Source organism: Pseudorhodobacter sp. (assembly GCF_034675685.1).
Lineage (GTDB): Bacteria > Pseudomonadota > Alphaproteobacteria > Rhodobacterales > Rhodobacteraceae > Pseudorhodobacter.
This window is the reverse complement of the sequence record NZ_JAUCDA010000018.1, coordinates 209,039-235,483: the sequence shown is the minus strand read 5'-3', so window position 1 is coordinate 235,483 and position 26,445 is coordinate 209,039. Positions and strand designations below refer to the sequence as shown.

The window sequence follows — 26,445 nt, the reverse complement described above, 5'->3', positions numbered from 1 at the left end:
CGTGGCTTTATCTGCGCCACAGGGCTGCATGGGTTGCCAGCAAGCCCTGAAGCTTGGCAAGACTGCGGTTGCCCGGTGAGGGGGGGGGGATTGCACCACTGCGCAGCCGCTCCAGAACCACCTCGGGCGGGCAAGGCCGGTCGCTTACCGGATCATAATAGCGTGGGTAGGCGATCAAGATGGCATAGACCAGGCCTTCCAGCGTCGGGCGGGGTTGGGGCGTGCCATCCGGGCGCAAGATGCGCCGCTGCGGAATGGGGCCAAGATCTTTGGTCAGGCCCCAGCCCGCATAAAACGGCGCGCCAAGGCAGGTGACCGCGATACCGCGAATCAGTGCTTCGAACCCAAGCAATGAGGTCATTGTCCAAACTTCATCCACCACCTTCAGCAAGCCAATAGGGTCTGCCTTTGTGGCAATATGTTGGACCAATGGCGCCAGGATATGTGGCGCAACTTTGCCCGGACGAAGCCCCGCCTCGACATCTGGATGGGGTTTGTAGATCAGAATTGCATCCGGGTTGGCCGCGCGCACCGCTTGCACAAGGCCGAGGTTGCTGCGTACCGCGCCAGCACCAAACCGAAGTGAGGCGTCATCTTCCACCTGACCTGGCACAAGGATGCACCGGCGGTTGGGCGGGCCACGATTGGCCAGATCGGGCAGGCTGGCCCCAGCCAGATTGTATTTCGATAACTGATCGTGAACGATTGTATTCAGCACGGCGCAGGCGCGATATTCGCCACCCGCTGGAATCGGGCTGAGGATAAGGTGCTCCAATCGGCTTTCGCGGTTGGGATCATAGTAGATTCCCAGATCATCGGTGATGAGGCTGAGCGGCGGTATCAGATTTGCGCCCAGACCACGCGAGCGCAGAAAACCATCTTCCACCCGACGAACCGGCAAGGAAAAACTGCTGGGTTCTGCAAGGCCGGCCGGCTCTTTTCCGGCCCAGACCAACAGCCCCTTGCCGGATGTCCGGGCCAAAGCCGCAGCCTTTGCCGGGCTGTTGACAAAGCGCAACAACTTATAGCGGCCAAAGAACTTTTGCAGCCGCCCGCGTTTCCACAGGCGCATGGCAAGGGCGACATGCCCCATGTGGTCTTCGCGGTAGGCACGGGTTTCGGCCTCTAACTGATCGACAGCCTGCTCAAAACTGCAAAGGCGGTCGCGGCAGGGATCATACCATGTCGGGGCCAGGATCATCGCTGCAGCAAAAAGCTGCGTGGCACTTAAGCGGCGGCTGCGGCGCGGGGCCTGCATCGCGTCATCTGAAAGCCCCCATCCAGCATAGAATGGCAGTCCAAAAACGCGCGGCCGATGGCCTGCAAGAATGGCCTCAAAGCCCATTTGTGACGACACGGTGTAAACCGCCGCAGCGCCTTGCAGCAATCGCCAAGGAGAGAGCGGCGCGCTGAGCAACTCGTATCCTGCATCGGGCCCAAAATGGCCTGCGCGCAGGTTCAAGGTGGTTTCAGGGTGGGCTTTGACAAGGAGTCTCTTGCCGGGATGTTCGGCTTTTGCTGCGGCCAGCATCTGGGCGAATACCCCCTTGCCGGCCCCAGAATAACGCAGCGATGCATCGCCTTTGGTCTGATCAATCAGCAAGACATAGCCGGGCGCAGGGCATTCATGCGATGGCAAGTGAATGTTGTATTTTGAAAGCTCAAGCGCCTTGAGCCGCGAAATACCGACCGAAGCACGGGCCAAAAGGTTCGGATCGTCCAAGTCAGCCGTTTCAAGAAGATGTTCCAGCAGCGATGGCCGACTGCCATCGAAATGCACCCCCAGCGGGTCGATCAACAGGCCAAGCGGTGCATCGCCAGCGCGCCCCGGCCGAACCGAACGCAAAAAGGCATCCTCCACGCGCAGCAAGGGGGTATTGCGCCAGCGGGCCACCGCCTCTCCACGCCGCGCATAGGGGCTGCGGCCCCAGACGGCCACCGCATCGGACCGGGACGGCAGGCCCAACGTCAAATCATAACCCGCAAGTTGCAAGATGCGGCGCAACCGCCGCTGGCGCAAAAAACCAGCGTTGAAATAGAAAAGCCGCCGGGGTGCTCCCCCGGCGGTCTGCGATGTTGGCGGGTTTGCCGTCATCACCGTGTCAGTTGGAATTGGCTGCCGAAGACACTGAAGACGCGGCCCCAACCGTGCCGGTAACCGCCGAGATGGTTTTTTGCCATTGCACAAATGGCGCTTCGGTCACGTAAACCGTATCCCCATCGCGAACCAGAAAATCGCGCGCCTCAAACATGCCGGTCGGCTGCGTCAGATCAAGCACATAAACCAGCCGTTGGTCGCCCCTCAGGTCAGAGCGGCCCAGAACAGCATTGGCAATTTCTGCCGGTTCATTGCGAAACACAAAAACACCCGTCGGGTCGGCAAGGCTGGTGCTAAGGCCGCCAACCTGGGCAATCGCCTCTATCGCAGACAGGGTTTGCGTTTCAAACTGCACCCGGTTTTGTGATCCGGTTGCGCCCAAGGCCACGAAAGCGCGCGAGTCGCGCTCTACAACAATTCGGTCGCCAGCCCGCAGCGCGATATCAAGCGAGGGATTGGAATAAAGATCTTCTAGCCAGATTTTTCCGGTCTGCCCCCCGCGGGTCACGCGCACAATTGCGACGGCCGGTTCAATTGCAACGCCCCCGGCGCGGGCAATCATTGCCGTCAGGGTGCGGGTGGGGCGCTCAATCGGATAGACGCCCTGGCCACCGACCATGCCCGAAACAGAAACGGTAGAGCCGTCACCTGCAACACGCTGTACACTGACTTGCGGGTCCGGGGTCTGGGTATCAAGCTTGCGGGTGATGGCAAGGCGCAGACCTTCGGGGGTTTGACCGGCAGCCTTGATGCGGCCTGCATAGGGAACAAAAATGTAACCCGCGCCATCAACCTGCACCTGTTCCAGCGCCGAAACCCGCTGTCCGGTATTGCCCAGCAGCGGATCATCCTTGACGTTTTCAAACACTGTCAGCGCCACAGTATCGCCCGGCGAAATGGTATCTGACCCGACAACGCCGGCATTGCGGAAGTTTGATCCAAACCCCAGCGCCGGGGTAACCGAGGTTGCCCGCGTCACGCGGCTATTAACCGAGACAATAAACGCATCCCCGTCCTTCAGAACCGAGCCCGCAAAGATTTCTTTCTTGCTTGGGCCCGATCGTGGCAAGCCACAGGCGGCCAAAGCCGTCACAAGCAGAACAAGGGCCAAGCCCTTGACCCCTTTTGATACCGATAGTTTCACTGCCCGGGCTCCCTTTTTGGATATTGCCTCAGATTTTTTTACAAAGTTACATAACCGGGATGAAAATTTCCAGCTTTCCGGGCAAGTGTCAGTTTACGATGCTCAACTGTTGCCGAGGTGCCGCGCTTCCCTTGGCCAGCGCGTCATAGGGATCATCGGGCAAAAGCATCATATCTACCACCTGTCGTAGCAGTTCACGCCGCCCACGCGAGGAGTAGAAGCCGCCGGGCACCTGGCTGGTTTCCAGCAGGTAATGCCGATAATCGCGATAGGCGCGGCTGTCGGGCCGTGTTGGATGCGAGAAAAACACATTCAGCGGCTGAGAGGAGACAAATTCGGGTTTTGCATAGACCGCAGCCCCGAACACCTTGAGCGGCAGGCCCCGCCAAAGCACCTGTTGCGCCGCCGTCGAATTGACGGTGACGGCCGAGCGTGCGTGGTTCAACAGGGCGGCCAGTTTGCCACCCCGAACAAAATGCACCCGGCCGGTGACGCCGTGCAGGCTGGCAAGGCGCTTCAACTCTTTGGCGACCGGAACGCGGCCGTCCTCTAGCGGATGGGCCTTGAAGACAAGATGATGATGGGGGGCAGCCCCTTTGGCAAAGCCTTCCATCACCAGATCAAGGAATTCGGTCATGGTTGAGAACGGCGAATGCATCTGAAAGCTGCTGTCATGTTCCAGTTGCAACAGCACCAGATGATAGGGAAAGCCCCCGTGCTTGATGCGAAAGCTGGCAAGCATTCGGTCCCAGCGGTGAACAGGCAACAACACCAGGCGCTTGCAATACAGCAAAAATTCCTGCCCCACCGTCAGGGCGCGATGCGGGCGGTAGGCCCGATAATCCCAAAACCCGGTCAGCACAAACCAATGATACAGCGCGCCCCAAAACATATGCTGGCGCATATCGCCCCAGCGGGCGGGGGCATCGGGCAGATCCATATCGCAATGGGCAAGATCGGTTTGCATTTGCGTCAGCGTCAGGTCCATCAACCTTGAGTTGCCGTTAGAGCCGCCACGCTCATAGGTGACCCAATGCGGGCGCAGATAGCCTTCTTCAAAGACATGTATCTGAACCCCGGCCTTTTTTGCGATGCGCACAGCATGGGCGTGAAGGGGGCGGGTGTCGCCGTAAAGCACGATATCGGTGATTTGTTTCTGCTCGATCAGGGCGCTGACTGTGGCGGGCCAATCCTGGGCTGTGCCTTTGAACGCTATATAGCTGGCGGTGTCGGGCCAAAAGGCGCTATCGCCGCGGTTGAAGCCTGCGCGCCAGACCTGCGCACCCGATTTCACCAGCATCGCGCCCAATTGGCGAAAGAACGGCCCATGCGGGCCTTGCAGCAATAAAAACCGACGATTTTCACCCGTAATGCGCATCACAAGCCTTTTTGCCCTATTCACGGCATTTCATGCCCTTGGTAAAGGAGAATTTTGGTGCCTGACGTGATATGATGGCAAAGACTGGCGAAAATATGGCGCAGCGGCTTTTGCGGCGGCCCTTGCAAGGTGCGCCCGCCAAGGTTAGGCCTTGGGGACAAGCAGGGGGACCACATGTTTACGGGCATTATCACAGATATCGGCACGGTGTTGGAGCTGGAGCAAAAGGGCGATCTGCGGGCGCGGATCGGCACCAACTATGATGTCGCGGGCATTGATCTCGGGGCCTCTATCGCCTGTGATGGGGTTTGTTTGACGGTGATCGCGCTGGGCAGCACCCCGCAAAACTGGTTTGACGTACAGATCAGCGCTGAATCCGTCAGCAAAACCAACATTGGCGGCTGGGCCACAGGCAAAGCGCTGAACCTTGAACGCGCGCTGAGGGTCGGGGATGAGTTGGGCGGGCATATCGTGTCTGGCCATGTGGATGGTGTGGCCGAAGTGGTGGCGATCCGCCGTGAGGGCGACAGTACCCGCGTCACCTTTCGCGCGCCACATGCTTTGGCGGGGTTCATTGCGCCAAAGGGGTCGGTTGCGCTGAACGGCACCTCACTGACGGTGAATGAAGTGGAGGGCGCAGAGTTTGGCATCAACTTCATTCCCCATACCCAGGCCGCGACCACATGGGGCAAAGTGGGGCTGGGCGACCGGGTGAACCTGGAAATTGATACGATGGCCCGCTATGTGGCCCGGCTACGCGATTGGGCCCGTGCCTAGATCAGCGGCCCTTGTCGTTTCAGGGAATCCGAGATTGGCGCTTCTGGCTCTGGCATTCAGGGCCAAGGCGCGATAAGGGCAGGGTAATGAGATGCGAGGCTTCTGATGACCGATACTGAATATTCCAAAGACATTTCCTCGATTGAGGAAATCATTGCTGATGCCCGGAATGGCCGCATGTTCATTCTGGTGGACCATGAGGATCGTGAGAACGAGGGCGATCTGGTGATTCCGGCGCAAAAATGCACGGCCCAACATGTGAATTTCATGGCGACCCATGGGCGCGGCCTGATCTGCCTTACGCTGACCGAACAGCGGATCGACGCGCTGGGCCTGACCTTGATGAGCCCGAAAAACTCCAGCCGGCATGAAACCGCCTTTACCACTTCGATCGAGGCGCGTGATGGGGTGTCTACCGGCATTTCGGCGGCCGACCGGGCCCTGACCGTGGCTGTCGCGATTGATGCGACCAAGGGACCGCAAGATATTGCAACGCCGGGGCATGTGTTTCCGCTGCGGGCGCGAAATGGCGGTGTTTTGGTGCGGGCCGGGCATACCGAGGCGGCGGTGGATGTATCGCGGCTGGCCGGTCTCGACCCGTCGGGCGTGATCTGTGAGATCATGAACGATGATGGCACCATGGCCCGGCTGCCCGATCTGATTGCCTTTTCCAAAAAGCATGGCCTGAAAATCGGAACGATTTCAGATTTGATCGCCTATCGCCGCCGCAATGACAATCTGGTACGCGCCAGCGCCGAGACCACGGTGACGTCGGAATTTGGCGGCGATTGGGTGATGCAGATTTACACCGATGATACCGAAGGCGCCGAGCATGTGGTGCTGATCAAGGGTGATATTTCAACGCCTGATCCGGTTTTGGTGCGGATGCACACAATGGACCCGCTGCTTGATGTCATAGGCCTTGGGCCTGCGGGGCGCACGGGCGAATTTGCCGATGCCATGCGCCTGATTGCCGCCGAGGGGCGGGGCGTTCTGGTGCTGTTGCGCGATTTGCACATGAAGATGGTGTCGCAAGCCGAGGCCAGCCCGCAAACCTTGCGGCAATATGGTTGGGGGCGCAGATATTGTCCAGCGTTGGGGTCAAAGATCTGATCTTGTTGACCAATTCGCCGCAGCCCAGGGTTGTCGGGCTTGATGCATATGGCTTGGCCATCATCGGCACCCGTGCCATTCCGAAAGGCTAGGCCATGGCGTCCTTTGAAACCCATTACACCTTGCCGCTGCCGGTTTTTGACAAGCCGGTGAAGCTGTTGCTCGTGGTCGCGCCCTATTACCGGGCGATTGCCGATCAATTGATCACAGGCGCCTCTGATACCGCCAAGGCTTGCGGTGCCACGTTTGAGGTAATCGAGGTGCCAGGCGCGCTTGAGGTGCCGACCGCGATTGCAATGGCCGAACGCCAGAGCGATTTTGATGGCTATGTGGCGCTTGGTTGCATCATCCGCGGCGAGACGACCCATTACGATACCGTTTGCAACGACAGCAGTCGTGCCTTGTCTTTGCTGGGGCTGCAAGGGGCCTGCATCGGCAACGGTATTTTGACGGTGGAAAATATGGAGCAGGCGCAGGTGCGCGCCGATCCTGACGACCAGAACAAAGGTGGCGGTGCCGCCGCTGCCGCCCTTCACCTGATTGCCTTGTCGCGTCGCTGGTCCAGCGCCCGCAAAGGCATCGGTTTTCGTCCGCCCGAGGATAGCTTTCGCGCATGATCAAGCCTGACCCCAAAAAAGAGCTGAAAAAGCAAATGAAATCCGCGGCCCGGCTCTATGCGGTGCAGGCGCTTTTTCAGATGGAAGCATCGGGCCAGACGGTCGAGGGCATTCAGCAAGAATTTGAGAACCACCGTTTTGGCGCCGTTTATGACGGTGATGAAATGGCCGAAGGCGATGCGACGCATTTCCGGGCGTTGCTGAACCATGCCGTGAACCGTCAGGCCCGGATTGACCAGATGACCGACCGGGCCTTGGTGGCGAAATGGCCGATAGACCGGATTGACCCGGTTTTGCGCGCCTTGTTCCGCGCGGCAGGGGCCGAGCTGGTTGAAATGGCAACGCCGCCCAAGGTGGTCATCAATGAATTCGTCGATGTCGCCAAAGCCTTTTTTCCCGACGGAAAAGAGCCTAAATTTGTCAATGCCGTGCTTGACTATATGGCGCGCGAGGCCAAGCCAGAGGCGTTTTAGCATTGGTTGCACAAGGCGGCTTTCAAAGGCCCAAAACCGTGGGTGCGTGATGTTGCGCACAGGCGGCGCGGGGGCCTTGGCTGAATGTGCGTCTCGGATGCGGCAGTGCGGGCCAGGCAGCGGCAAAAAGGCGTTTCATGACTCAGGGGTTCTGTGATAGGATCAGGCCAGCAGCATCTGGGGGCCACCATGCCAAAACTGATCCGTCTTTACATCATAAATGTCGCTATCGGCTTTGCGCTGGCGCTTGGCTTTGTTTCGGCGATCGTCTGGCTTGATGTCGCTGGGTTAAAGCATTTGGTGTTGGATACCGAAAAGGGCTGGCTTGCCTTTGTCATGATGGTTGTTTTCAATGGCATCGTTTTTGCCGGGGTTCAATTTGCCTATGCGGTGATGCGCCTTGCCGCGCCGGATGACGGGCCGAAAGGGGGCAAAAAACAACGGGTGACCGGTGAACTGGCCCCGATTTCGGTTGGTGCAAAACGTCGGTAAAAGGTGGCGGGAACCGCAGCAGCCGTGCCTGCGTAGATTTCCCGAGAGCCTGAGTGTTCAGGTGGTCGCCAGATACCAAGACCAGGATCTTGACAGAGCCAGCTCCCTCGGAGATGCTTATGGGCCACTGGAAATGTGCTGATCACAAACCGAGCAGAAACCCGCCTTCCCGAAAGATAGGGCTGCGGCGGGTAAAAAGCAAGGGGCAGGATGGCTGCGGCAGCGTTTCGGGGTGCATAGCGCGTTTTGCGCAGTGGCTGAATGGGGGTGTGGGTAACACAGGCTAGGCGTGACGGCCAAGCGGCAAGGTCCAACCCAGTGCGGCCCGTAATCCCAACAGCGCAAACAGCCCAAACGGCATCGCCGCGCTGGTGCCGATCAGGCTGCCGGCAACAGCGCCCACCACCAGGCCAACAAGCGCCGCACTGGCCCAGCCAAACCAGCCGTCCCGCAGCAAGAACCAGATCAAAGGGCTGGCCAAAAGCCAGCCAACCCATGAAAATACCGGGGAAAAGACCAGCAGATAGACCAAGCCGTAAAGGTATAGCTGCGCCTCGTTTGGCACGATGCCTTTGGTTGCCATAAGCGCCGCCGCCAGCATCCAGCCCAGCACGCAAGGCGCGCCCCACAGCGCAGCCATGCTGCCAAACAAGGCCGCTTTTGGCACGGGACGCTGTGGGGCTGACTGGAAAAGCGAAATCACGCGGCCGATCCACCTACGGTCAGGCCGCCGATCATCAGGGTGGGCTGGCCAACGCCGACAGGCACCCATTGGCCCGCCTTGCCGCAATTGCCGATACCGGGGTCCATCGCCAGATCATTACCGATGGCGCGGATCTGTTTCAGCGCCGTTGCGCCGTCACCAATCAGGGTGGCCCCCTTTACCGGCGCGCCGATCTTGCCGTTTTGCACACGATACGCCTCGGTGCAGGAAAACACGAATTTGCCATTGGTGATATCAACCTGCCCGCCGCCAAAGCCCACGGCATAGATGCCGTCGCGCAGTGAGGCGACGATTTCACCGGGGTCGGTGGTGCCGCCCAGCATATAGGTATTGGTCATCCGCGGCATCGGAATATGCGCGTGGCTTTCCCGCCGCCCATTGCCGGTGGGGGAAACGCCCATCAGCCGGGCATTTTGGCGGTCTTGCATATAGCCGACCAGCCTGCCGTCCTCGATCAGGATATTGCGGGCCGATGGCGTGCCTTCGTCGTCAAAAGACAGTGAGCCGCGACGGTCGGGCATGGTGCCATCATCCAGCACAGTGACGCCTTTGGCAGCGATTTGCTGGCCCATCAGCCCCGAAAAGGCCGATGTTTTCTTGCGGTTGAAGTCGCCTTCCAGCCCGTGACCGATTGCCTCATGCAGCAAAATACCGGGCCAACCAGCGCCAAGCACCACATCCATCACGCCAGCGGGGGCGGGAACGGCATCAAGATTTACCAGGGCGATTCGCAGCGCCTCAATGGCAAGGCCCTGCCAATGCGCGGGGTCGATCAACCGGGCAAGCCCATAGCGGCCACCGCCGCCCATACCCCCTGATTCGCGCCGCCCGTTCTGTTCGACGATGACCGAGATGTTCAGCCGCGCCATCGGCCGGATATCAGACAGGCGCAGACCTTCGGGGCGAAGAATTTCAACCTCTTGCAACCCGGCGGCTAGGGTGGCCGAAACCTGGATGATGCGCGGATCAAGCGCGCGGGTGAAGGCGTCGATTTCGCGCAAAACGTCAATTTTCCCAGCAAAACTGGCATCTGCCATCGGGTCGGCATCGGTATACAGCTTCTGGTTGGTGCCTTTGGGGGCATCGGCCATGGTGCCACCGCCATGCCCCACGGCAAGCCGGGCGGTATCCATCGCACGTTTCAGCGCAGCTTCAGATATCTCGGTCGAATGGGCGTAACCTGCCACCTCACCGCGAACCGCGCGCAGGCCAAAGCCCTCAGAGGCGTCATAGCTTGCGGTTTTCACCCGGCCATCATCCAGAACTATCGCCTCAGAGCGTTTTCGTTCCAGAAAAAGCTCGCCATCATCGGCGCCATGGGTGGCTTTTCGCAGCAAATCAAGGGCGCGTGCCGCGTCGAGATGCGAGTCAAACGGGCGGAAAGAGGCATCTGTCATCTGAAAGTCCTTGATTTAGATCAATCGGCGTCGCTATGATGCAATGGTTTCTCTTGTCGTTACGGGTTTAATATGGTTTCACCAAGGATAGAAACAACGGGATTCTGCCCAAGCCTCGGGTAAACCTAAAATGCAGGCTGAAAAGAGCCGCGTAACGAACGGGATATGCATATGCGCTTTATGACAGGTCTTTCCGGCATTGCCGCGAGTTTTGGAACGCTGTGGGGGGCCGGAATGGCCTTTGCACAAGACGGTGGTTTGATGGGCAGGCCCGTGAACGGGGCGACCGGCTTTCAGGTGGCCGCAACCGAAGTCGCGCGGGATGTGCACAGCCTGGATTTCTTTTTGCTGGTGATCATCACGGTTATCACGCTGTTGGTGACGTGTTTGCTGGCCTTTGTCTTGTTCCGTTTTCACGAGAAGCGCAACAAAGTGCCTGCGACCTTTACCCATAACAGCCCGCTGGAAGTGGCGTGGACGATTGTTCCGATTGTGGTTCTGGTGTTCATTGGCGCCTTTTCCTTGCCCGTTTTGTTCAAACAAGAAGAGATTCCTGCAGCCGATATTACGGTGAAAGTGACCGGAAACCAGTGGTATTGGAGCTATGAATACCCGGATGAGGGCATTGAGTTCGACAGCTTCCTGATCGGTGACGGCAAGGTGATGAGCCCAGAGGTAGAGGCTGAGTTGGTTGACGCCGGCTACACCAAGGAAGATTTCCTGCTCGCGACCGATACCGCGATGGTGGTTCCGGTGAACAAGACGATCGTGGTGCAACTGACCGGGGCAGATGTGATTTATGCCTGGATGGTGCCGGCGTTCGGCGTGCAGGCATCGGCCGTGCCGGGACGGCTGAGCAATCTGTGGTTCAAGGCCGAGCATGAAGGCACCTATTTTGGCCAATGCACCACGCTGTGTGGCAAGGACCACGCCTATATGCCGATCACGGTCAAGGTGGTGTCTGAGGCGGCCTATGCCGAGTGGCTGGCAAGCGAGAAGACCGCAGAGCTTTCGGGCGCTGCGGCTGTAAAAGTGGCTGCGGCCAACTGACAGATCGGGCGGGGGCCGACACCGGCCCCTGTTTTTCTCAAAGGCGGCACTTCCAAAGGCCGAGACTTCTGAAGGACCAAGGCGATGCAGGACGCGCGAACAATCGAACAGACGGGCGAACATACTGCAGAAGCAGGGTTCGGCGATTATGTCGCGCTGCTGAAGCCGCGTGTGATGTCTTTGGTGGTGTTCACCGCCTTGGTCGGCGTTCTGGTGGCACCGGGGCCGGTGCATCCGTTCATCGCCATGACCTCGATTCTGTTTATCGCGCTGGGGGCAGGGGCCTCGGGGGCGCTGAACATGTGGTGGGATGCCGATATTGATGTGATCATGAAGCGCACGGCCAAGCGGCCCATTCCCGCAGGCCGCGTGCAACCCGGTGAGGCACTGGGGTTTGGGCTGGCGCTGTCGGGGATCGCGGTTGTGATGCTGGCCCTGACGGCGAATATACTGGCGGCGGGGCTGTTGGCCTTTACGATTTTTTTCTATGCGGTGGTCTATTCGATGTGGCTTAAACGCTCGACCCCGCAGAATATCGTGATCGGTGGGGCTGCGGGGGCGTTTCCGCCCATGATCGGCTGGGTGGCGGTCACTGGCAGTGTTTCGCTGGAGGCGGTGCTGATGTTCATGTTGATTTTCATGTGGACACCGCCGCATTTCTGGGCGCTGGCGCTGTTCATGAATGAGGATTACAGCAAGGCCGGCGTGCCGATGCTGACCGTGACGCATGGCAAACCGGCCACGCGCAACCATATTCTGGTCTATACCATCGCGCTGGTGCCCTTTGCGCTTGCGGCTGGCTTCACTTCGATTGGCGGGCCGGTGTATCTGGTTGTTTCCGCCGTGCTGAACGCGGGCTTCTTGTGGGGCGCGTGGAAGATCTGGCAGCGCGATGAGGCGCAGGCCGAGGCGGATAAATATGCTGTTGAAAAGCAGGTTTTCAAATTCTCGCTGCTCTACCTGTTCTTGCATTTCGGTGCATTTCTTGCGGAAGCGGCGCTAAAGCCTTATGGGCTGGGAGGCTGGTAAGATGTCATTCGATGTTGAACATGAGTTGCACAAGCGCCGTTTTGGCCGCAATCTGGGCTTGGGGCTTGTGCTGCTGGCCTTTGTCGCGCTGGTTTTCGGGCTGACGGTGGTCAAGGTGACAGGGCTGGGGCAGTTGCAGGGGTTCGACCATGTGGTCCGGCCTGAATTGATCCCGGTAGAGGTGCCGCCAACCCAGACGGCCCCGGCTGAAACGGTGGCAAAGCCATGACACCGATTCAGAAAACCGCTGCCCAGCTTAGCCTTGTCGCCGTTGTCATGGTGTCTTTGTCCTTTGCTGCGGTGCCGTTTTATGACTGGTTTTGCCGCGTCACCGGCTTTGCGGGGACGACTTCGGTGGCTGAGCAAGGGTCGGATACCATTCTTGAACGCACCATGAAAATCCGGTTTGACGCGTCATTGGAACGCGGCATGCCGTGGGATTTCAAGCCGATGCAGCGCACGATGGATGTGCGGATCGGCGAAACGGGGTTGGCGTTTTATGAGGCCTATAACCCCGCAGATCACCCAGTCGCAGGGCAGGCAAGCTATAACGTGACGCCGGATACGGCGGGCGGCTATTTCACCAAGATCGCCTGTTTCTGTTTTACCATGCAGGTGCTGCAACCCGGTGAGCGCGTGCAAATGCCGGTGACGTTCTTTGTTGACCCGGAAATCGTAAAGGACCGTGAGGGCAAATTTGTCCGCGAAATCACGCTGTCCTATACTTTCCACGAGGCTGATCTGCCGCCCGAATTCAAAGCTGAGGAGCAGGCTTCGCTTGCCCCGGCCACCCCAGAGACCGTAAACTGAGAAAAATGGCCTGCACAAATCGCAGCGTAGCTAAACCGAGGGAATGACGAAAATGGCCCAAGCCAAGAACCACGACTACCATATCCTTCCGCCGTCCATCTGGCCATTCATGGGCGCGCTGGGTGGCTTTATCATGTTTTTCGGGGCGGTGCTCTGGATGCACGGGTCTGGCCCCTGGCTGGGGCTGATCGGCCTTGCAATGGTGCTTTATGTCATGTTCGCCTGGTGGTCGGATGTGGTCGCGGAAAGCCAGGTTGGCGACCATACGCCAGTGGTGCAAATCGGTTTGCGCTACGGCGTCATCATGTTCATCATGTCCGAAGTGATGTTCTTTGCGGCATGGTTCTGGTCGTTTTTCAAACATGCAATGTACCCGATGGGCCCGCTGTCGCCTGCCGTTGATGGCGTGTGGCCGCCCGCCGGGATTGAAACATTCGATCCTTGGCACCTGCCCTTGATCAACACGCTGATCTTGCTGTGTTCGGGTGCAGCGGCAACCTGGGCGCATCACGCATTGGTGCATGAGAACAACCGTAAAGACCTGAAAAATGGTCTGATCCTGGCGGTTGTTCTGGGCGCGTTCTTTACCGTGCTTCAGGCCTATGAATATAGTCACGCGGCCTTTGGCTTTGCCGGCAATATCTACGGTGCCAACTTCTTTATGGCGACCGGATTTCATGGGTTCCATGTGCTGATCGGGACGGTCTTTTTGCTGGTCTGTCTTGGCCGCGCTTACAAAGGCCATTTCACCCCCGAGCAGCATGTTGGATTTGAAGCCGCTGCGTGGTACTGGCATTTTGTGGATGTCGTGTGGCTGTTCTTGTTTGCCTCGATCTATGTCTGGGGCCAATAAACCCCGCTGATGGGGCGCTGCCCATGACGGAATAAGGGCGCGGGCCGCAAGGGCCGCGCCTTTGGTTTTCAGCCGGATGGAATGGAATTTGATGATACGGCGAATTATTGGCCCGGTGGTGTTCGGCGCCTTTGGGATTGCGGTTCTGGTCTCGCTCGGGGTGTGGCAGTTGCAGCGCATGGCGTGGAAGGAAACCGTTCTGGCGCAGATTGATGCGCGGATCGGGGCCGCCCCCGTGGCCTTGCCCGCAGCGCCCGACCCGGTGGCCGATCGGTTTTTGCCGGTAGTGGTCGCGGGGCAATTGACCGGCGACGAGCTGGACGTTTTGGTCAGCCGCAAAGAGGTCGGTCCAGGCTTTCGCGTGATTTCGGCGTTTGAAACCGATACGGGCCGCCGGGTGTTGGTGGATCGCGGCTTTTTGCGCGATGAAGCCAGGGGGCTGCCGCGCGAGGCGGTGGGGCTGGAAGTGACCGGCAATCTGGTTTGGCCGCAAGAGGTGGATGGGTTTACGCCGGCGCCGGATGCCGCAAAAGGCATCTGGTTTGCGCGTGATCTGCCCGCAATGGCCGAGGCGTTGAAGACCGAAGCTGTGTTGATTGTAGCGCGCTCGATGACCGGTGACGGAATAGACCCGATGCCGGTGGACAGTTCGGCGATTCCGAATGATCATTTGAACTATGCAATCACGTGGTTTTTGCTTGCACTCGTCTGGGCGGGGATGACAGGCCTGTTGCTGTGGCGTATGAGGCGCAAGGTAGAATAAGGGGGGCGTTTGATGCGCTATATCTCAACTCGGGGTCAGGCCCCATCCTTGAGCTTTTCGGAAGCGATGATGACGGGCCTTGCGCGCGATGGCGGTCTTTATGTGCCACAAAACGTGCCGGTTCTCAGTTCGGATGAAATTGCCGCCTTGGCGGGCTTGCCCTATGAGGAGGTGGCCTTTCGGGTGATGTGGCCGTTTTTGGGCGATACATTCACCAAAGAAGAGTTTCAGGGCCTGATTGCCAAGGCCTATGCCGGGTTTGGCCATGCGGCGCGCGCGCCCTTGGTGCAACTGGGGCCGAACCACTTTTTGCTGGAACTGTTTCACGGCCCGACATTGGCGTTCAAGGATTTCGCGATGCAGGTGATCGCGCAGATGATGCAGGCGGTTTTGGCAAAATCGGGCGAACGGATCACGATTGTCGGCGCAACCAGCGGCGATACCGGATCGGCCGCGATGGAGGCCTTTCGCGGGCTGTCGAATGTGGATGTATTCATCCTGTATCCACATGGCCGGGTGTCAGAGGTGCAGCGCCGCCAGATGACCACCGTTGCCGAATCGAATGTTCATGCCATCGCGATGGACGGCGATTTCGACGAGGCTCAGGGACGCCTGAAAGATATGTTCAACGATCTGGATTTCCGCGATGAGGTGCGGCTGGCGGGCGTGAACAGCATCAACTGGGCACGAGTGTTGGCGCAGGTTGTGTATTATTTTTCCGCGGCGGTCAGCCTGGGTGCGCCGCATCGGGCGGTCAGCTTTACGGTGCCGACCGGCAATTTCGGCGATGTCTTTGCGGGCTATATCGCGCGGGCGATGGGTTTGCCCATTGAAAAGCTGGTGATTGCGACCAACCAGAATGATATTCTGGACCGGGCGATGAAAACAGGCGCGTATAAGACCGACGGGGTAAAGCCCTCAATCAGCCCGTCGATGGATATTCAGGTATCATCGAATTTCGAGCGGGTGCTGTTTGATGCCTATGGGCGTGACGGGGCGGCGGTTTCGGCCTTGATGGGAGAGTTGAAGGCGGGCGGCTTTACAATAAGCCAAGGCGCGCTGGAGATGCTGCGCGAGACATTTGCCTCGGGGCGTTGCGATGAAGACCAGACCCGCGCCACAATCAAGGCGGCTTTTGCCGGGACGGGAGAGGTGCTTTGCCCCCATTCTGCGGTTGGCGTCTGGGTTGCCACCGATCATCTTGGGGCAACGCCGATGATCACGCTGGCAACCGCGCATCCGGCAAAATTTCCCGATGCGGTAGCGGCGGCGATGGGGGTACGGCCCAATCTTCCGCCGCGCATGGCTGACTTGTTTGACCGACCGGAACGTGTAACCCGGATGCCCAATGACCTTGCCGCGCTGCAAGCCCATATCCGTGAAAGGATTGCCAATTGACCAGCCGCCTGACGACGCTGCCCAACGGGTTTCGCATTGTGACCGAGGCGATGCCCGGCCTGAAATCGGCCTCGGTGGGAATTTGGATCACTGCGGGCGGGCGGCATGAGCGGGCCGAGCAAAACGGCATCGCCCACTTTCTGGAGCATATGGCCTTCAAAGGCACCGAAAAGCGCAGCAGCTTGCGGATTGCCGAAGAGATTGAGGATGTTGGCGGCTATATCAACGCCTATACCAGCCGCGAGATGACGGCCTATTACGCGCGTGTGCTGGAAGATGATGTGGCGCTGGCGCTGGATGTGATTGGCGATATCGTGTTGAATCCGGTATTCGACCCCAAAGAGATAGAGACCGAGCGCCATGTGATCTTGCAAGAGATCGGGCAGGCGCTGGACACGCCGGATGATATTATATTCGATTGGCTGCAAGAGGCTTGCTACCCAGACCAGCCCTTTGGCCGCACCATTCTTGGCCCTGCCGAGCGGGTCAGCGCGTTTTCCCGCGACGACCTGACGGGTTTTGTGGCCGAGCATTACAGCCCGAACCGGATGATCCTTTCGGCGGCCGGGGCTGTGGACCATGACGCGATTGTGGCGCAAGCCGAGGCGCTGTTCGGGGGCCGAAAATCTGTTGGCAGCGGGCTTATTCAGCCAGCGCAGTTCAAAGGGACTGAACGGCGCGAGGGGAAAGCGCTGGAGCAGGTGCATTTTGCGCTGGCCTTTGATGCGCCGGGGTATCGCGCGCCCGATGTCTATACCGCGCAGATTTACGCGATGGCCATGGGCGGCGGCATGTCAAGCCGGTTGTTCCAGAAGATCCGCGAAGAGCGCGGCCTGTGCTATACGATTTTTGCGCAATCGGCCGCCTATGAGGATGCCGGGCAGATCACGATCTATGCAGGCACCTCTGAGGAAGAGATCGGCGATCTGACGGCGATCACGCTGGACGAGTTGAAGCGCGCCAGCGACGATATGAGCGAGGCCGAAGTGGCGCGCGCCCGAGTGCAATTGAAGGCCGGAATGTTGATGGGGCTGGAAAGCCCATCAAGCCGTGCCGAACGGCTGGCACGCCTGTTGGCGATCTGGGGCCGCGTGCCAACGCCCGAGGAAGCCGTTGCCAAAATTGACGCGGTTACAACAGCAGATGTGCGGCGCTATGCCGGCGACATGATCGGGGCCGATGTGGCGCTGGCGCTTTACGGTCCGGTTGGTGATGCACCGGGGCTGGCCAGCATCAGGCAAGGGCTTGCCGCCTGATGCTGGGCTTTCGGCGCAAGTTTCGCGTTGAGACAGAGCGGATGACGCTTCGCCTGCCGATACATGGCGATTGGGGGGCCTGGTCGGGGTTGCGGGCCGATAGCGCCGCGTTTCTAACCCCGTGGGAACCGGCCTGGGCCGATGACCATCTGTCGCGGCGGGCCTTTACCAATCGGGTCTATTGGGCGGCGCGGGCGCAATCGCAAGGCACCGCCTTGCCGCTGCTGATGGTGCGGCGTGATGATGCGCAGCTGCTGGGCGCGATCACGTTGGACAATATTCGCCGGGGGCCGTCGCAGGCAGGGACGATGGGCTATTGGATCGGCCAACCCTTTGCACGGAATGGCTATATGCGTGAGGCCATTCTGGCGCTGGTGCACCATGCCTTTACTCAGTTGGATCTAAGCCGGGTAGAGGCGGCCTGTCTGCCGGAAAACGCCGCCTCACGCGGGGTTCTGGAAAAGACCGGGTTCAAATATGAAAGTGTGGCGCAAAGCTATCTGCAAATTGCGGGGCGTTGGCGCAACCATGTGCTTTATGCCCAGTTGCGCAGTGATCGGCGGGGCCGCACGACGGTTGGCTGACGGGGCCGCAGTGATCAGTTTGGCGTTTTCTTTTCTTCTGTGCCACGCTTGGAAAATTGCTTTAAGGACATCTTATGCTGAACCCTGCTACCCCTGCGTTTTTGCAAGCCCTTGCCACAGCATTGCCGGCCGGCACGATAGCCCCGATCGAGCCGCGCTATCTGTCAGACCCGCGTGGACGGCTTGGCGGTCAGGCGGCGGCCGTTGCGCGCCCCAGATGCGTTGATGAGGTGGCCAGCATCGTTTCGGCCTGCAATGCGGCAAAAATCGGGGTCATTCCCTTTGGTGGCGGCACCGGGCTGGTGCTGGGGCAGGTGATGGCCGAGGGGCCGCTGCCCCTGGTTTTGTCGCTGGAACGGATGCGGGCAGTGCGCGCGGTATATCCGGCGGAAAATGTGATGGTGGTTGAGGCGGGCGCGACCCTGGTCGAGGTGCAGGCGGCGGCCGAGGCAGTGGGGCGGTTGTTTCCGCTGTCGTTGGCCAGTCAGGGTACGGCGCGGATTGGTGGCAATCTTGCGACCAATGCCGGGGGCGTGAATGTGCTGCGCTATGGCAACACCCGCGATCTGTGCCTGGGGCTGGAGGTGGTTTTGCCAAGTGGGGCGATCTGGCACGGGTTGAAACGCTTGCGCAAAGACAACACCGGCTACGACCTGCGCAACCTGCTGATCGGCGCAGAGGGAACCTTGGGCGTCATTACCGCCGCCAGCCTGAAACTGGCCCCGATGCCAGCGGCGATGGGAACCGCCATGATGGTGGTGCCAAGCCCTGCGGCGGCGCTTGATTTGTTGGCGCTGGCGCAGATGCGGTTGGGGGGGCTGGTTTCGGCCTTTGAACTGATCGCCAGAATGGGGCTGGAGTTTTTGGCCGAAACCATGCCCGAGCAGCGCCAGCCCTTTGCACACGCCCCGGCTTGGATGGTATTGATTGACGTTGGGGTGCCCGATGGCCTGGACCCAGCCGAGGCGTTGGCCGCGCTGTTCGAGGCGGGGGCCGAGGCCGGTTTGGTGCTGGATGGGGTGATAGCGCAATCGCAGGCGCAACGGGCGGATTTTTGGGCAGTGCGTGAAAATATCCCCGAGGGCAACCGGCGTATCGGCGCGATTTCCAGCCATGACATCTCATTGCCACTGGGCGAGATCGCCGGGTTTATCGACGCCGCCGGTGCCGCCCTTGCAAAGCTGGGGGATTGGCGAATCAATTGCTTTGGGCATCTGGGCGATGGCAACCTGCATTACAACGTCTTTCCCATAGCCGGCGAGTCCCGCACACAGCACGAAAATCGCCGTCTGGCGATCAAGACCCTGATACATGATATGGTTCATGCCTGCGGGGGATCGGTCAGCGCGGAACATGGGATCGGGCGGCTAAAGGTGGATGATCTGGAGACTTATGGCGATCCGGTGAAACTGGCCGCAATGCGGGCCATCAAGGCGGCGCTGGACCCGAATGGCATCATGAACCCCGGCGTGATCTTGCGGCCGCAACAGGGCGGGCTTGCCCCCTGACGCGTTTCGCCTTGAAGCCTTCCTCATATATCGCTGCCTGAAATCATAGATTTCAACGTGTTATGCGACAGGCCTTGTTTCAAGTCAAAGGCGGAAGGCTTTTGGGGGCAAGTGCCGTAGCAGCCTTTACCCCCGCGGGTCCACAAGCCGCCCCATGACATGTGCCGCCGTCAGCGTGCCAATCCGCGCCCCGCTTTCGGTCACCGCGATTTCCTTGGCACCGTCGCGCATCGCCTCCATGATTTCAATGACGGGGGTTTCCGCGTCGAGTTCCGTCGTGGCGGTGCTGGCCCCCACTTGCATCACATCGCGCGCAGTCAGTACCGTAAGCGGGTTCATATGGGCGACAAAATCGGCAACATATTGGCTGGCCGGGTTGGCAATGATTTCGCGGGCGGTGCCGCATTGAACGATGCGCCCACCGTCCATCAAGGCGATTCGATTGCCAATCTTGAAGGCCTCATCCAGATCATGGCTGACGAAAACGATGGTCCGGCGCAGACGGGACTGCAGTTCCAGCAGCTCATCTTGCAGATGCGCGCGGATCAGCGGGTCCAGCGCGGAAAAGGGCTCATCCATCAATAAAATCGGCGCATCTGTGACAAAGGCGCGGGCAAGGCCGACCCGTTGCTGCATGCCGCCCGACAATTCGCCGACCTTGCGATCGGCCCATTGTGACAGGTTCACAAGCGCCAGTTGTGCCTCAACGGCGGCACGGCGTTGGGCCGCATTTTGCCCGGCAATTTCAAGGCCAAGCCCGACATTTTCCCGTACCGTGCGCCATGGCAGCAAGCCAAACTGCTGGAATACCATCGCGATAGTGGTCAGTCGAAGGCGGCGCAAAGTGGCCGCATCGGCATGGGTGACCGAGGTCATCTTGTCGCCATCCTTGACCCGCACCTCACCGCGCACCACCGGGTTCAAGCCGTTGACGCCGCGCAAAAGCGTGGATTTGCCCGAGCCGGACAGGCCCATGAGCACAAGAATCTCGCCCTCTGCCACGTTGAGGGTGCAGTCGTGAACGCCAAGAATCTGGCCAGTTGCAAGCTGGATTTCGGGGCGTGACCGGCCCGAATCCATCAGGGGCAGGGCGGTTTCGGGCCGGTCACCAAAGACGATAGAGACATTGTCGAACTCGACTGCATTTTTTGGGGTCCGGGTCATTTCTTGCGTACCTCCAACATCACGCGCAATACGGTGGCCAACGCCACGATGACAAGCCCGGCTTCAAAGCCGAGGTCGGGTTTCATGCGGTTGAGCCCGTTCAACACCGGTTGGCCAAGACCGCCCGCGCCGACCAGCGTGGCGATAACAACCATCGAAAGTGACAGCATGATGGTTTGGTTCAGGCCCACCATGATTTGCGGAAAGGCCGAGGGAAGCTCGACCTTGAGCAGCTTTTGCATCGGTGTGGCACCAAAGGCGGTTGCCGCCTCGGTCAGCGCTGTGGGCGTCGAGGCGATGCCAAGATGGGTAAGACGGATCGAGGCGGGTAGCGCAAAGATGACCGTGGCGATCAGCCCCGGCACCGCGCCCAGCCCGAAAAAGATAACGGCTGGAATAAGATAGACAAAAGTCGGCAGCGTTTGCATCAGGTCAAGGACGGGTTCCAGCAGCCCGTAGACCCATTTCTTGCGGGCGGCCAGGATGCCCATTGGCACGCCCACACCCATGCAGACGATGCAAGACACCAAGATAAGGGACAGGGTTTCAATCGTGCGGTCCCAATAGCCCTGGTTGAGGATGAACAGCATGCCAAGCGCGACGATCACGCATTTTTTGAGGCTGCGTTGCAGGGCATAGGTAAGGGCGACAAACACCAGCGTCATGCCGATCGGGCCAATGGTTTCTATTGACCATGTGACGCCGTCAATCACCCCATCAAGCATATCCGAGATAAAGTCGAACAGCCCAGAGGCGTTTTGTTTCAGCCAGTTGACGGCGCTTTGCGCCCAATCACCGACCGGGATTTTGGCAGTTGTAAGCGCGTCGATCAGGGGGGAGAGCAGGGCCATAGTGATCCTTTGGGTGGTTCAGGCCCCGGATTGCGCCGGGGCCTGCTTGGGTTACTTGGCGAGGGCTGCGGTGACGGCGGCCAGCGCGTCGCCGCCGTCCTTTGTCGTGACACCGTCCAGCCAAGCCGTCAGCGTTTCGGGATGGGCCGCAAGCCAGGCCTTGGCAGCGGCTTCCGGGCTTTGGCCATCATCAAGGATCGCCCCCATGATCTCATTCTCCAGCTTCAGGGAAAATTCAAGGTTTTGCAGCAGCTTGCCGGTGTTGGGGCATTCGGCCACATAGCCTGCGCGGGTGTTGGTGGCAACGGTTGCACCACCGAGGTCGGCGCCAAAGAAGTCATCACCGCCCGGAAGGTAGGTCATCTTGATATTGGCGTTCATCGGATGGGGTTCCCAGCCAAGGAAGACGATGGCCTCATTGCGTTCCTCGGAACGGGTCGCCTGTGCCAGCATGCCTTGCTCAGAACTTTCGACCACCTCAAATCCTTTAAGCCCAAAGGCGTCGCTGTCGACCATATCCATGATCAGGCGGTTGCCGTCATTGCCCGGCTCGATGCCGTAGATTTTGCCATCCAGCGCCTCTTTGGCCTGCGCGATCGAGGCGAAATCGGTGATGCCGGCGGCCACACCCGCAGCATTGGTGGCAAGCGTGTATTTCGCGCCGGTCAGGTTGGTGCGCACGGTATCTACAGTTTTCGCCTCGCGGTAGGGGGCGATATCAGCCTCCATCGTTGGCATCCAATTGCCAAGAAACACGTCGATATTGCCCTCGGCCATCGAGGCATAGGTGACAGGCACCGACAGGATTTTGGTTTCGGTTTCATAGCCCAAGGCTTGCAGAACCAGCGATGCGGTCGCGGTGGTCGCGGTTATATCGGTCCAGCCGACATCGGAAAAGGTGATTTTGTCGCAATTCGCAGCGGCAGGGCCAGCAAGGATAAGGGCGGCGGCGCTGGCCAGAAGGTTGCGTTTGATCGTGGACATAGGAGATCCCCTTGTTGATTGCGTTTTTTGTTGATTGACGAGTCAATAAACTTCACGATAGCCGGGATGGCAAGTAATTAATGGAATCCCGCTATGCCAAAGCTTGGAATGGAACCTATCCGAAAGACCGCCTTGGTCAAAGCCACGATTGTCGAGATCGGGCGCGCGGGGTCTTTGGATGTGACCGTTGGCCAGATTGCCAAGCGCGCAGGCATGTCTACCGCGCTGGCGCATCACTATTTCGGCGGAAAAGAGGCGATCTTTTTGGCGGCGATGCGCCATATCCTGTCGCTTTATGGTGCGGAAGTGCGCGGGGCTCTGGCCACTGCTGTCACGCCTGAAGAAAGGCTGGAGGCGATTTTGCTGGCCTCATTCAGCCCCGCGAACTTTCGGCGCGAAGTGGTAAGCGCCTGGCTGAATTTCTATGTATTGGCGCAGACGGTTCCGGGGGCGCGGCGATTGCTTTCGGTATATCAAAACCGCCTGCAATCCAATCTTGTCAATGCGTTGCGCCCTCTCGTCGATGGGCGGGCAGAAGCGCTTGCACAAACTTTGGGCGCGCTGATTGATGGGGTTTATTTGCGTGAGGCACTGAATGAGCGGCCTTCGGACGGAAAAGCTTCGGTTCGGGCGATACTGGCCTATCTGGCGGCGGAATTGAACTTGGAAAAGAAAGGGAATTGCCAATGATTGCACAACCCAAAGCAAGCCATTTTGTCAATGGCGACTGGATGGAAGACAGTGCTGGCGCGCTGATCGAAGTGATCAACCCGGCCACTGGGGACGTGATTGCGCGGTTGCATGAAGCGACGCCTGCGGTGCTGGATGCGGCCCTGGCCTCGGCTCAGGCGGCGCAAAGCGACTGGGCCGCGCGCAAGCCGGTAGAGCGCGGGCGGATTTTACGGCGCGCGGCAGATATGATTCGCGATCAGGGCGAGAGCCTCGCGCGGCTGGAGACATTGGATACAGGCAAACCTTTGCAAGAAACGCTGGTGGCAGATTGGCCCTCTGGTGCGGATGCGCTGGAGTATTTCGGCGGCCTTGTCCCGACGGTAACTGGCGAAACAATTCCCCTGGGCGGCGATTTCGCCTATACGCTGCGCGAACCGCTGGGGGTTTGCGTGGGCATTGGCGCGTGGAATTACCCGAGCCAGATTGCGTGCTGGAAATCGGCGCCTGCCTTGGCGATGGGGAATGCGATGGTGTTCAAACCCTCGGAAATCACCCCGCTGGGCGCGTTGCAACTGGCCGAAATTTTCATCGAGGCGGGGCTGCCGGCAGGCTTGTTCAATGTGGTGCAGGGGCGCGGTGCGGTTGGCGCCAGGCTGGTGACCGACCCCCGCGTGGCCAAGGTTTCGCTGACCGGGTCGGTGCCGACCGGGCGCAAGGTTTATGCCGCCGCCGCCGATGGCGTTCGCCATGTGACCATGGAATTGGGCGGTAAATCCCCGCTTATCATCTTTGAAGATGCGGATATGGAAAGCGCGGTTGGCGCTGCGATGATGGCGAATTTCTATTCCGCGGGGCAGATTTGCTCGAACGGAACGCGGGTGTTTGTGCAAAAGGGCATCAAGGCCGCGTTTCTGGAACGGTTGGCGGCGCGGACGCAAAAGATCGTATTGGGCGACCCCATGAAGATGGAAACGCAGATGGGGCCGCTTGTCTCGGCCGCGCAGGTTGACAAGGTGATGGGCTATGTCAACGGTGCTGTGGCGCAGGGGGCGCGCCTGATTTGCGGGGGCGCACAGACGGGGATGTTTGTAGAGCCGACGGTGTTTGCCGATGTAACCGATACCATGCTACTGGCCCAGGAAGAAGTGTTCGGCCCGGTCATGGCGGTGCTTGATTTCGACACTGAAGAAGAGGTTGTAAGCCGGTCTAACTCAACAGATTTCGGCCTTGCAGCGGGCGTGTTCACGGCCGATCTGAGCCGGGCGCATCGTGTGATAGCCGCGTTGCAGGCAGGGACTTGTTGGATCAATACCTATAATCTGACGCCGGTCGAAATGCCGTTTGGTGGTGTCAAGATGTCTGGCGTCGGGCGCGAGAATGGCAAGGCCGCGTTGGATTATTACAGCCAGATCAAGAGCGTTTATGTCGGTATGGGGCCGGTTGACGCGCCGTATTGACAGCAAAACCGGCTGATCTGCCAGTGTTTTGGCATGCCACCCACCCGCGCCGCACCGCCAAAACACTGGCAGCGGCCGCGCAAGAGACACAAGAGTTTAGGACGGATATGCAAGCGGATTATGTAATTGTGGGCGCAGGCTCGGCAGGCTGTGCAATGGCCTATCGTTTGGGTGCTGCCGGGGCTTCGGTAATCGTGATTGAATTTGGTGGCACGGATGCAGGGCCATTCATTCAGATGCCGGCTGCGCTGTCTTATCCGATGAACATGGGAATGTATGATTGGGGTATGGCGACCGAGCCAGAGCCACATCTGGGCGGTCGGTCGCTGGTGACGCCCCGTGGCAAGGTGATTGGCGGGTCCAGCAGCATCAACGGCATGGTCTATGTGCGCGGCCATGCACGGGATTTTGATCATTGGGCCGAAATGGGCGCAGAGGGCTGGAGTTATGCCGATGTGCTGCCGTATTTTCGGCGAATGGAGCATTGGCATGGCGGCAGCTCTGAATATCGCGGCACGGATGGGCCGCTGCATATTACACGAGGGCCGCGCGATAACCCATTGTTTGACGCCTTTATTTCCGCCGGCGAGCAGGCCGGCTACCCGGTCACGCCAGACTATAATGGCGCCGCGCAAGAAGGCTTTGGCCCGATGGAGGCCACGATCTTCAAGGGGCAGCGCTGGTCGGCGGCCAATGCCTATCTGAAACCTGCGATGAAAGCCGGAAATGTGCAAGTTGTGCGCGGGCTGGCCCGCAAGGTGGTGATTGAAAACGGACGCGCCGTTGGCGTAGAGATCGCGCGGCAAGGCGCGGTTGAGATCATCTCGGCAGGAAAAGAAGTGATTCTGGCGGCCAGCAGCCTGAACTCGCCCAAGTTGTTGATGCTGTCAGGCATCGGGCCCGCCGCGCATCTGAAAGACCATGGAATTGATGTGGTAGCGGATAGGCCGGGGGTTGGCAGCAATCTGCAAGACCATCTGGAAGTCTATATGCAGTTTGCAAGCAAGCTGCCGATCACGCTTTATAAACATTGGAACCTGTGGGGAAAGGCGCTGATCGGGGCGCAATGGCTGTTCACACGCAAGGGTTTGGGCGCGTCGAACCAGTTTGAGGCCTGCGGCTTCATTCGCAGCAAGGAAGGCGTGGAATACCCTGATATTCAATACCATTTTCTGCCGATAGCTGTGCGCTATGACGGTCAGGCAAGCGCCGAAGGGCATGGGTTTCAGGTTCATACCGGGCCGATGCGCAGCCCGTCGCGGGGCACGGTGCGCCTGCGGTCAGCCGATCCTGCGGCCCAGCCTGTGATCAAGTTCAACTATATGTCGGAGCCGCAGGACTGGGAGGATTTTCGTGCCTGCATTCGGCTGACCCGCGAAGTTTTCGCGCAAGAGGCGATGGCCCCTTTTGTGAAACATGAAATTCAGCCGGGGGCGGGCGTGCAGACGGATGCAGAGATTGATGATTTTATCCGTGAACATGCCGAAAGCGCCTATCATCCTTGCGGAACGGCCAGGATGGGGCGGCGCGATGACCCGATGGCGGTGGTTGATTCGGCGTGTCGAGTGATCGGGGTGGAGGCGTTGCGGCTGGCCGATAGTTCAATTTTTCCGCGGATTACCAATGGGAATTTGAACGGGCCTTCAATTATGGTTGGTGAAAAGGCAGCGGATCACATTCTTGGGCGTGTCCCGTTGGCGCGGATGAACCTGGCTCCGGTTGTGAATGAGGATTGGCAAAAAACGCAGCGCTGACTGTATGCGGGCGTTTCTGATGTTCCCGGAACAGCCGCGATATTGCTGCGCTTGTGGCAATGGCGGCAAACGTGTCTTGGGGGCGGCCGGCCATCAAGA

Annotated in this window: 25 protein-coding genes and 1 pseudogene; 18 read left to right on the top strand and 8 right to left on the bottom strand. The window is 59.4% G+C overall.

All coding sequences use genetic code 11. From position 1 onward, the window contains the following. Positions 1-7: 7 nt before the first annotated feature. From VDP61_RS16585 to VDP61_RS16575, 3 genes are all read right to left on the bottom strand, one after another. Positions 8-2,095, bottom strand: coding sequence for a capsular polysaccharide biosynthesis protein (locus VDP61_RS16585; RefSeq protein WP_323007967.1), 2,088 nt, complete (start codon positions 2,093-2,095; stop codon positions 8-10). A 7-nt stretch (positions 2,096-2,102) separates the two neighbouring features. Further along, positions 2,103-3,209 carry a polysaccharide biosynthesis/export family protein gene (locus VDP61_RS16580; RefSeq protein WP_415233776.1) on the bottom strand — a complete coding sequence of 369 codons (1,107 nt, stop codon included), beginning with the start codon at positions 3,207-3,209 and terminating at the stop codon, positions 2,103-2,105. A 121-nt stretch (positions 3,210-3,330) separates the two neighbouring features. Beyond that, a complete protein-coding gene (locus VDP61_RS16575) occupies positions 3,331-4,620 on the bottom strand; it encodes a capsular biosynthesis protein (RefSeq protein ID WP_323007965.1) in 1,290 nt (429 codons plus the stop codon). Positions 4,621-4,794: 174 nt separating this feature from the next. Here VDP61_RS16575 and VDP61_RS16570 point away from each other — a divergent pair, with 174 nt between their 5' ends. The 5 genes and pseudogenes from VDP61_RS16570 to VDP61_RS16550 all read left to right on the top strand — a co-directional run bounded on the left by VDP61_RS16570 (position 4,795) and on the right by VDP61_RS16550 (position 8,092). Then, a complete protein-coding gene (locus VDP61_RS16570; RefSeq protein WP_323007964.1) occupies positions 4,795-5,397 on the top strand; it encodes a riboflavin synthase in 603 nt (200 codons plus the stop codon). Positions 5,398-5,502: 105 nt separating this feature from the next. Further along, a pseudogene (ribB, locus tag VDP61_RS16565) lies at positions 5,503-6,602 on the top strand (3,4-dihydroxy-2-butanone-4-phosphate synthase). Between the two features lie 3 nt (positions 6,603-6,605). Then, a complete protein-coding gene (locus tag VDP61_RS16560) occupies positions 6,606-7,127 on the top strand; it encodes a 6,7-dimethyl-8-ribityllumazine synthase (RefSeq protein WP_323007963.1) in 522 nt (173 codons plus the stop codon). Beyond that, a complete protein-coding gene (gene nusB, locus VDP61_RS16555; RefSeq protein ID WP_323007962.1) occupies positions 7,124-7,600 on the top strand; it encodes a transcription antitermination factor NusB in 477 nt (158 codons plus the stop codon). The genes VDP61_RS16560 and nusB overlap by 4 nt, the downstream gene beginning before the upstream one ends. A 189-nt stretch (positions 7,601-7,789) precedes the next feature. Further along, entirely contained in the window at positions 7,790-8,092 is a 303-nt protein-coding gene (locus VDP61_RS16550; protein ID WP_323007961.1) for a hypothetical protein, read from the top strand. A 283-nt stretch (positions 8,093-8,375) separates the two neighbouring features. On the opposite strand, the gene VDP61_RS16545 is transcribed toward VDP61_RS16550, so the two are convergent. Next, positions 8,376-8,795, bottom strand: a complete 420-nt coding sequence (locus VDP61_RS16545; protein WP_323007960.1) for a hypothetical protein — start codon at positions 8,793-8,795, stop codon at positions 8,376-8,378. Then, positions 8,792-10,213 (bottom strand): metalloprotease TldD, encoded by a 1,422-nt coding sequence (tldD, locus tag VDP61_RS16540; RefSeq protein WP_323007959.1) that lies wholly within the window; start codon positions 10,211-10,213, stop codon positions 8,792-8,794. The genes VDP61_RS16545 and tldD overlap by 4 nt, the downstream gene beginning before the upstream one ends. Positions 10,214-10,384: 171 nt before the next feature. Between tldD and coxB the strand changes: the two genes are divergently transcribed. The 10 genes from coxB to VDP61_RS16490 all read left to right on the top strand — a co-directional run bounded on the left by coxB (position 10,385) and on the right by VDP61_RS16490 (position 19,464). After that, complete coding sequence (gene coxB / locus VDP61_RS16535; protein ID WP_323007958.1) at positions 10,385-11,263, top strand: cytochrome c oxidase subunit II; 879 nt, start codon at positions 10,385-10,387, stop codon at positions 11,261-11,263. An 84-nt stretch (positions 11,264-11,347) separates the two neighbouring features. Continuing rightward, on the top strand, positions 11,348-12,292 hold the full coding sequence (cyoE, locus tag VDP61_RS16530) for a heme o synthase (RefSeq protein ID WP_323007957.1): 945 nt from the start codon (positions 11,348-11,350) through the stop codon (positions 12,290-12,292). A gap of 1 nt (position 12,293) precedes the next feature. Next, positions 12,294-12,521 carry a hypothetical protein gene (locus VDP61_RS16525; RefSeq protein WP_323007956.1) on the top strand — a complete coding sequence of 76 codons (228 nt, stop codon included), beginning with the start codon at positions 12,294-12,296 and terminating at the stop codon, positions 12,519-12,521. After that, the gene (locus VDP61_RS16520; protein ID WP_323007955.1) at positions 12,518-13,102 is read left to right on the top strand and encodes a cytochrome c oxidase assembly protein; all 585 of its coding nucleotides are present in this window, start codon (positions 12,518-12,520) and stop codon (positions 13,100-13,102) included. The genes VDP61_RS16525 and VDP61_RS16520 overlap by 4 nt, the downstream gene beginning before the upstream one ends. Before the next feature lie 52 nt (positions 13,103-13,154). Beyond that, entirely contained in the window at positions 13,155-13,955 is an 801-nt protein-coding gene (locus VDP61_RS16515; RefSeq protein WP_323007954.1) for a cytochrome c oxidase subunit 3, read from the top strand. Positions 13,956-14,046: 91 nt separating this feature from the next. Next, complete coding sequence (locus tag VDP61_RS16510) at positions 14,047-14,718, top strand: SURF1 family protein (protein WP_323007953.1); 672 nt, start codon at positions 14,047-14,049, stop codon at positions 14,716-14,718. Between the two features lie 12 nt (positions 14,719-14,730). Then, positions 14,731-16,116 (top strand): threonine synthase, encoded by a 1,386-nt coding sequence (gene thrC, locus VDP61_RS16505; protein ID WP_323007952.1) that lies wholly within the window; start codon positions 14,731-14,733, stop codon positions 16,114-16,116. Then, positions 16,113-17,372, top strand: coding sequence for a pitrilysin family protein (locus VDP61_RS16500; RefSeq protein WP_323007951.1), 1,260 nt, complete (start codon positions 16,113-16,115; stop codon positions 17,370-17,372). Before thrC ends, VDP61_RS16500 begins: the two co-directional genes overlap by 4 nt. After that, positions 17,372-17,956 carry a GNAT family protein gene (locus VDP61_RS16495; protein WP_323007950.1) on the top strand — a complete coding sequence of 195 codons (585 nt, stop codon included), beginning with the start codon at positions 17,372-17,374 and terminating at the stop codon, positions 17,954-17,956. Before VDP61_RS16500 ends, VDP61_RS16495 begins: the two co-directional genes overlap by 1 nt. A gap of 74 nt (positions 17,957-18,030) precedes the next feature. Beyond that, positions 18,031-19,464: an FAD-binding oxidoreductase gene (locus tag VDP61_RS16490; protein WP_323007949.1), complete on the top strand. Its 1,434-nt coding sequence runs from the start codon at positions 18,031-18,033 to the stop codon at positions 19,462-19,464. A 126-nt stretch (positions 19,465-19,590) separates the two neighbouring features. Here VDP61_RS16490 and choV read toward each other — a convergent pair whose 3' ends face one another. Genes choV through choX form a run of 3 tightly spaced genes read right to left on the bottom strand, consistent with a single transcriptional unit; the run spans position 19,591 to position 22,463 of the window. Further along, a complete protein-coding gene (gene choV / locus VDP61_RS16485) occupies positions 19,591-20,628 on the bottom strand; it encodes a choline ABC transporter ATP-binding protein (protein WP_323007948.1) in 1,038 nt (345 codons plus the stop codon). Then, on the bottom strand, positions 20,625-21,479 hold the full coding sequence (gene choW / locus VDP61_RS16480; RefSeq protein WP_323007947.1) for a choline ABC transporter permease subunit: 855 nt from the start codon (positions 21,477-21,479) through the stop codon (positions 20,625-20,627). Before choW ends, choV begins: the two co-directional genes overlap by 4 nt. A gap of 51 nt (positions 21,480-21,530) precedes the next feature. After that, positions 21,531-22,463 (bottom strand): choline ABC transporter substrate-binding protein, encoded by a 933-nt coding sequence (gene choX, locus VDP61_RS16475; protein WP_323007946.1) that lies wholly within the window; start codon positions 22,461-22,463, stop codon positions 21,531-21,533. Positions 22,464-22,556: 93 nt separating this feature from the next. Here choX and betI point away from each other — a divergent pair, with 93 nt between their 5' ends. The 3 genes from betI to betA all read left to right on the top strand — a co-directional run bounded on the left by betI (position 22,557) and on the right by betA (position 26,346). Beyond that, positions 22,557-23,153, top strand: coding sequence for a choline-responsive transcriptional repressor BetI (betI, locus tag VDP61_RS16470; protein ID WP_323007945.1), 597 nt, complete (start codon positions 22,557-22,559; stop codon positions 23,151-23,153). Continuing rightward, complete coding sequence (betB, locus tag VDP61_RS16465; protein ID WP_323007944.1) at positions 23,150-24,592, top strand: betaine-aldehyde dehydrogenase; 1,443 nt, start codon at positions 23,150-23,152, stop codon at positions 24,590-24,592. Before betI ends, betB begins: the two co-directional genes overlap by 4 nt. A gap of 107 nt (positions 24,593-24,699) precedes the next feature. Further along, positions 24,700-26,346, top strand: a complete 1,647-nt coding sequence (betA, locus tag VDP61_RS16460) for a choline dehydrogenase (protein ID WP_323007991.1) — start codon at positions 24,700-24,702, stop codon at positions 26,344-26,346. The last annotated feature ends 99 nt before the right edge of the window (positions 26,347-26,445 follow it).

Excerpts from the sequence above, each read along its gene's own strand:
- VDP61_RS16585 (WP_323007967.1), bottom strand. The coding sequence starts at position 2,095 with ATGACGGCAAACCCGCCAACATCGCAGACCGCCGGGGGAGCACCCCGG.
- VDP61_RS16575 (WP_323007965.1), bottom strand. The coding sequence starts at position 4,620 with ATGCGCATTACGGGTGAAAATCGTCGGTTTTTATTGCTGCAAGGCCCG.
- VDP61_RS16570 (WP_323007964.1), top strand. The coding sequence starts at position 4,795 with ATGTTTACGGGCATTATCACAGATATCGGCACGGTGTTGGAGCTGGAG.
- VDP61_RS16560 (WP_323007963.1), top strand. The coding sequence starts at position 6,606 with ATGGCGTCCTTTGAAACCCATTACACCTTGCCGCTGCCGGTTTTTGAC.
- nusB (WP_323007962.1), top strand. The coding sequence starts at position 7,124 with ATGATCAAGCCTGACCCCAAAAAAGAGCTGAAAAAGCAAATGAAATCC.
- VDP61_RS16550 (WP_323007961.1), top strand. The coding sequence starts at position 7,790 with ATGCCAAAACTGATCCGTCTTTACATCATAAATGTCGCTATCGGCTTT.
- tldD (WP_323007959.1), bottom strand. The coding sequence starts at position 10,213 with ATGACAGATGCCTCTTTCCGCCCGTTTGACTCGCATCTCGACGCGGCA.
- coxB (WP_323007958.1), top strand. The coding sequence starts at position 10,385 with ATGCGCTTTATGACAGGTCTTTCCGGCATTGCCGCGAGTTTTGGAACG.
- cyoE (WP_323007957.1), top strand. The coding sequence starts at position 11,348 with ATGCAGGACGCGCGAACAATCGAACAGACGGGCGAACATACTGCAGAA.
- VDP61_RS16525 (WP_323007956.1), top strand. The coding sequence starts at position 12,294 with ATGTCATTCGATGTTGAACATGAGTTGCACAAGCGCCGTTTTGGCCGC.
- VDP61_RS16520 (WP_323007955.1), top strand. The coding sequence starts at position 12,518 with ATGACACCGATTCAGAAAACCGCTGCCCAGCTTAGCCTTGTCGCCGTT.
- VDP61_RS16515 (WP_323007954.1), top strand. The coding sequence starts at position 13,155 with ATGGCCCAAGCCAAGAACCACGACTACCATATCCTTCCGCCGTCCATC.
- VDP61_RS16510 (WP_323007953.1), top strand. The coding sequence starts at position 14,047 with ATGATACGGCGAATTATTGGCCCGGTGGTGTTCGGCGCCTTTGGGATT.
- thrC (WP_323007952.1), top strand. The coding sequence starts at position 14,731 with ATGCGCTATATCTCAACTCGGGGTCAGGCCCCATCCTTGAGCTTTTCG.
- VDP61_RS16495 (WP_323007950.1), top strand. The coding sequence starts at position 17,372 with ATGCTGGGCTTTCGGCGCAAGTTTCGCGTTGAGACAGAGCGGATGACG.
- VDP61_RS16490 (WP_323007949.1), top strand. The coding sequence starts at position 18,031 with ATGCTGAACCCTGCTACCCCTGCGTTTTTGCAAGCCCTTGCCACAGCA.
- choV (WP_323007948.1), bottom strand. The coding sequence starts at position 20,628 with ATGACCCGGACCCCAAAAAATGCAGTCGAGTTCGACAATGTCTCTATC.
- choW (WP_323007947.1), bottom strand. The coding sequence starts at position 21,479 with ATGGCCCTGCTCTCCCCCCTGATCGACGCGCTTACAACTGCCAAAATC.
- choX (WP_323007946.1), bottom strand. The coding sequence starts at position 22,463 with ATGTCCACGATCAAACGCAACCTTCTGGCCAGCGCCGCCGCCCTTATC.
- betI (WP_323007945.1), top strand. The coding sequence starts at position 22,557 with ATGCCAAAGCTTGGAATGGAACCTATCCGAAAGACCGCCTTGGTCAAA.
- betB (WP_323007944.1), top strand. The coding sequence starts at position 23,150 with ATGATTGCACAACCCAAAGCAAGCCATTTTGTCAATGGCGACTGGATG.
- betA (WP_323007991.1), top strand. The coding sequence starts at position 24,700 with ATGCAAGCGGATTATGTAATTGTGGGCGCAGGCTCGGCAGGCTGTGCA.